We start from the raw sequence: 3,496 nt of genomic DNA, 5'->3' as shown, positions 1-3,496 counted from the left end.
TCGGCCTTAACGGCGCCACCTTTAGCCTGGCGCCCGCCGACGGCTACACCTTTGCCGACGGCTCGGAAGATGCCCGCGAGGTCTCGACCGAGACGGTGTCTGGCGAGGCAGGCCTGGCCGTGTTCGACCGCGCGCTGCTGCGGGCCGACAACGAGAGCGTCTACGAGCTGCGCGAGACGCGCGCGCCCGACGGCTATGCCCTGAGCGACGAGACCCTGCTGTTCCGCGTGGACACCAACGGCTCCGTCGTTCCTGTGCGCGTCGGCGATGACGGCTACGTCGACCTCACCGAGGACGAGCTGGCCGACAAGGGCTTTGCACTCGATGTGTCGGGCGTGCTTCTCGTGGCAGCCGACAAGCCCGTCGACGTCACGCTGCGCAAGGTGGGCGAGGACGGTGAGGCCCTGGGTGGCGCCACCTTCACGCTCTCCTGCGCCGATGGCACGAACGACGAGGGCAAGGAGAACCACTTTGCGAACGGCTCCACCACCGACGTGGTCGAGCTCGAGCCCGATGCGGACGGCACGCTCCTGAGCCGTCAGCTTGTGGTGGGCAACTCCTACGAGCTCGAGGAGACCGCGGCCCCCGAGGGCCACGCGATCGTCGAGGGGCGCGTGCGCATCTACGTCAACGCCGATGGCACGGTGCAGATCACGGGCGTGGTGCAAGGCGGTGACGAGGGCGGCTACGACGCTCTGGTTGACGTCTCCAACGATTGGAGTGTCTCCAACGACGGCCGTGCGATTGTGCTCGCGGACCCCGTGACGCACCTGCGCATCGCCAAGCGTGCCTCCGACGGCGCCGACGCGAGCGCCATGGCGGGCGCGCGCTTCGAGGTGAGCGGCCTGTTTGCCGGTGCCGCCGAGTCCTCGAGCCGCGTCGTCACGATTGGTGCGGTCGGCACCGCGCCCGAGCTCGCGGGCCTGCTGCAGGTGGGCGAGCGCTATGCCATCCGCGAGATTGCGGCGCCTTCCGGCTATCTGCCGCTTACGAGCACCTTCGAGGTGGCAGTTCGCCAGGACGGCAGCATCGTGAGCTGCGGCGACGTGGCTGGCTGGAGCCTTGCCAAGGCCGACGACGGCGTCTGGACCGTCACGGCAACCGACGACCCCGCGCCGCCCGTGCCCGTGACGCCCGGCTCCGACGAGCCCGACAAGACCTCCAAGGTCGTGCCCCAGACGGGCGACGAGACGCCCGCCGTCGCGATGTCGCTCATCGCCGCGGGTGGCCTCGCCCTTCTCGCCCTGGGCCTCGACCGCCGACGCAAGCGCGCCTAGTTCTTTCAGAAAAAGGTGACAAAGGGGTCGTAGCTCTTTGTCACGCTTGAACCTCATGACGAGACGGAAGGCCATCACCTTCCGTCTCGTTTCTATTTGTCCGTCCAACGTGGCAAACTGGGAGCCATGAGATACGCACAGGTCGTTCCGGACATACCCACCCGCGCCATTGACGGGTGCTTTGACTACGCCATCCCCACTGAGCTCGAGACGAGCTGCGTGGCTGGCTGCACCGTCCTCGTGAGCTTTGGCCACAGGGACGTCGTGGGCTACGTCGTCTCGACTTCGGCCGAGGTGTCGGAGGGCGTGAACCCTCTGCGCGTGCTGAGCGTTGAGCGCGTGCTTGCCCCGTCTGCCTTTGACGAGGTGGCGGCGGGCCTTGCCCTGTGGATGGCCCGCGAGTACGCCGCGCCCCTGGCGTCGTGCCTGCGCCTCATGCTTGCGCCCGGCCAGACGGTGCGCGTGCGCAAGAGCGACGAGGGCGCCTGGGAGCTCGTCTGCAACCGCGCCCAGGCGGTCGACGATCGCTGGGCCGCGCTCACTGATGCCGGCCGCGCCTTCACGCCGCGCAAGAACGCAAGCCGCCAGCGCCAGGTGGTCGAGGCCCTCTCGGCCGGCCCTATGCGCGTGGCCGAGCTTGCGGCGATGGTGTCGGGTGCCGCGGGCGTGGTCACGGCGCTTGCCAAGCGCGGCCTCGTGGAGGTGGAGCACCGCCGCCGCATTCGCGGGGCAGAGCAAGCCTCGACCCTCTCGAGCGCCAACGCCCCGCGTCCCACCCAATTAACCGCAGGTCAGCAGGGTGCTCTAGCTGCCATCGCCGAGGCCGTCTCCGCCAGGCGCGGCGACGTCGTGCTCATCGATGGCGTCACGGGATCGGGCAAGACCGAGGTCTACCTCGACGCCATCGAGTGCGTGCGCGCCCAGGGCAGGGACGCCATCGTCCTCGTGCCCGAGATCTCGCTCACCGCCCAGACGGTGGGGCGCTTTCGCAGCCGCTTCGGCGACGACGTGGCGATTCTCCACTCGCGGCTATCGACCGGCGAGCGCTTCGATCAGTGGGACTTGCTGCGCAGCGGCGCCGCGCACGTGGTCGTGGGCGCGCGCTCGGCTCTCTTTGCCCCGCTCGCGAACGTGGGCCTCATCATCATCGACGAGGAGCACGAGGGCTCCTATAAGCAGGACCAGGCCCCGCGCTATCATGCGCGCGAGGTGGCCGCCGAGCTTGCGCGTCGCCGCGGGGCGGCGCTCGTGCTGGGTAGCGCCACGCCCTCGCTCGAGAGTCTCGAGCGCTGCCGGGCGGGCAGCTGGCGCGGCGTCTCGTGGACGCGTGCGAGCATGCCCGAGCGCCCCGGTAGCGCCGTTCTGCCCATCGTGCACGTGGTCGACATGCGCTCCCAGCCGGGTGCCAAGGGAGGCTCGGTCTTCTCGCGCACCCTGCGAGACGCCCTTCTCGAGGTGGCCGAGCGCCGCGAGAAGGCGGTGCTGCTCCTTAACCGCCGCGGCTTCGCGAGCTTCCTCATGTGCCGCGAGTGCGGCTGCGTGCCCACCTGCCCGCACTGCTCCACGGCGCTCACCTACCACGAGCGCACGCACAGCCTCGCCTGCCACACCTGCGGCAGCGTCTGGCCCGTGCGCGCTTACCCCGACCCCTCGACCAAGTGTCCCAACTGCGGCAGCCGCTACCTTGCCCAATATGGCGTGGGCACCCAGCGCGTCGAGGATGAGCTGCGGATGCTTTTGCCCGATGATGTCGAGGTCATACGCATGGACGCCGACACCACGGCCACCAAGGGCGCCCACACGAAGCTCCTCGAGCAGTTCGACGTGGCCGAGTGCGCCGTGCTCGTGGGTACCCAGATGATCGCCAAGGGTCTCGACTTTCCCGAGGTCACGCTTGTGGGCGTGGTTAACGCCGACACCACCCTCAAGCTGCCGGACTTTCGCGCCGCCGAGCGCACCTACCACCTGCTCGAGCAGGTCGCGGGCCGCGCGGGCAGGGGAGAGCGCCCGGGGCAGGTCGTCATCCAGACCTACTGGGCCACGCACCCTGCGATTCGCGCGGTCGAGAAGCACCGCCGCGGCCCCTTCGTGGCCTACGAGCTCGACGAGCGCGAGGAGGCCTACTACCCGCCCTTCTCGCGCCTCGCCAACGTAACGTTTGCCGGGCTTAACGAGGGCGTCGTGCGCGACCGCGCGGCGGCGTTTGCCCGCGAGCTACG

General features: G+C 69.5%; 2 protein-coding genes. Both read left to right on the top strand.

Annotated features, from left to right (window positions below):
• Positions 1 to 1,277, top strand: a 1,277-nt coding sequence (locus AC1VTH_RS07440) for a SpaA isopeptide-forming pilin-related protein (RefSeq protein WP_481335507.1), incomplete at its 5' end; no start/stop codon positions are given.
• Positions 1,278 to 1,403: 126 nt separating this feature from the next.
• Positions 1,404 to 3,496, top strand: a 2,093-nt coding sequence (priA, locus tag AC1VTH_RS07435) for a replication restart helicase PriA (protein ID WP_481335506.1), incomplete at its 3' end; no start/stop codon positions are given.

The sequence above is a fragment of the Parolsenella sp. genome, assembly GCF_982402205.1.
The sequence above is the reverse complement of the archived record's forward strand: the minus strand, read 5'-3'. Positions and strand labels throughout refer to the sequence as shown.